General features: G+C 43.1%; 2 protein-coding genes. One reads left to right on the top strand and one right to left on the bottom strand.

All coding sequences use genetic code 11. The features are described from left to right. Nucleotides 1-132 precede the first annotated feature (132 nt). The gene (locus PX481_RS26660; RefSeq protein ID WP_043999279.1) at nucleotides 133-534 is read right to left on the bottom strand and encodes an alpha-helical coiled-coil protein; all 402 of its coding nucleotides are present in this window, start codon (nucleotides 532-534) and stop codon (nucleotides 133-135) included. A 371-nt stretch (nucleotides 535-905) separates the two neighbouring features. Here PX481_RS26660 and PX481_RS26655 point away from each other — a divergent pair. Next, a partial coding sequence (locus tag PX481_RS26655) for a serine/threonine-protein kinase (RefSeq protein ID WP_288096943.1) occupies nucleotides 906-1,720 on the top strand: 815 nt, incomplete at its 3' end.

Raw genomic sequence — 1,720 nt, 5'->3', positions numbered from 1 at the left:
GGGGAAAATTCAGGTACTTTTTCCCTGAAAATTAGGTAGTTGACCACCTGAAAATCGATAAAACCCCACACCCCACACCCCACACCCCACACCCCACACCCTGCCACCACCGAAAAACTTTTTCAGCAAGCCCTATGTACGCTCGAAACTGACTTCAGGCACTTGAGCATAAAGGGGGGTTTTCTCCGCTTTTCGTTGCAGGTAAGTTTCCATCGTTAGCCCCGGAGGTAAATTCCACTGTACTAGATAGTTGGCTTTGTCTTTGCGCTCTCGCACAGTGGCTAAGTCCTGCCCAATCAAGCGCATTTCCTTGATTAGTTGCCAACCTAGCCCAGCGTTTTCTAGTACTTGTTCGAGGGAGGCGCGATCGATCGCTTTGATAATCAGGAATAACCGCCCCTCTGTTTCACCGATTAGGGCTTCGATTAACTCTCCCTGGGATTTTGATGCGACTGTGGCAATGCGCTCCAATATCTCGCTCACTTGTTCTTTGGTCCTTTCTTGTCGATCATCCTCTACTAGATATAGAGTCATAATTCATCTAAAATACATTTACAATACATTTGAGTTTACTGTCTTTGAGAAAAAAAAGCAATATTTTCAAGAGCCTGAAAACGAGGTGACACGGGAGTAGATGGTTCAAGACCGTTTCGCTCAAGTCGTGGCCAGAACCCTGGCCTTGAATGATATGCGTGACCCGATTTTTTCGATAACTGCCCTTATCCGGCTGAATTTTTTTCGGCCAAAGACTTGACAAACTCCAAAATTTCTGCTAACCTTGTAGTATAATGGGAATCCGTGTCGGCCTACGAACCCTCTTTGTAACTCTTTCTCAAGAATAAAAATTTTAACCCGAATTGCCGGTAGTAGCTAAACTAAGAGCAGTACCAAGGGAAACGGTGACTATGGAAGTTATTTGCACGCGTCCCCACTGTCCGAGACCGCGTAATCAATGCCTAGACCTAGACGATAGCAATCGCTTAACCTCGATCGAGCAGAAATATTGTACTACTTGCGGGATGCCATTAATTTTAGGGGGACGTTATTTGCCAGAACGTCTATTGGGACAAGGAGGATTTGGGGCGGCATTTTTAGCGCTAGATCGTTATAGTCCCAAAAAAGCTAAATGTGTACTCAAACAATTTCAACCCTCCGGTAATTTAAGTCCCCAAGCTTTAGAAAAAGCGAAAAATTTATTTTTTCAAGAAGCGCACGTTTTAGAAGATTTAGGACGAGAACATCCCCAAATCCCCGATCTCTATGCTTTTTTCCCTTTAACAGTCAAGAATCAATTAACGGGAAAAGAAGAGCAATTTTTCTATCTGGCCCAGGAATATATCGACGGTAAAAACTTAGAAGAAATTCTCCAACAGCAACAAAAACCCTTTCAAGAAAGTGAAGTCAAAAACATTCTCAAAGAATTACTTCTTATCCTCAAATTTATTCATGAAAATGGTTCCATTCACCGGGATATAAAACCATCTAACATCATGCGCTCCCAAAATGGCCGCCTCTATTTACTCGATTTTGGGGCAGTAAAACAGGCTACCAATAATCCCAATAATACACAGGAGAAATCCACAACAATTTACTCAGCTGGATTTGCCCCTCCCGAACAACAATTAGGCAATCAGGTATCGGCAGCCACAGATTTATATGCCCTAGCAGCTACCTGTGTTATACTCTTAACTAATCGCGATCCTGATGATCTATACGATCC

Source organism: Microcystis sp. M53603_WE2, from assembly GCF_030065435.1.
This window is presented reverse-complemented; position numbering and strand designations above follow the sequence as displayed.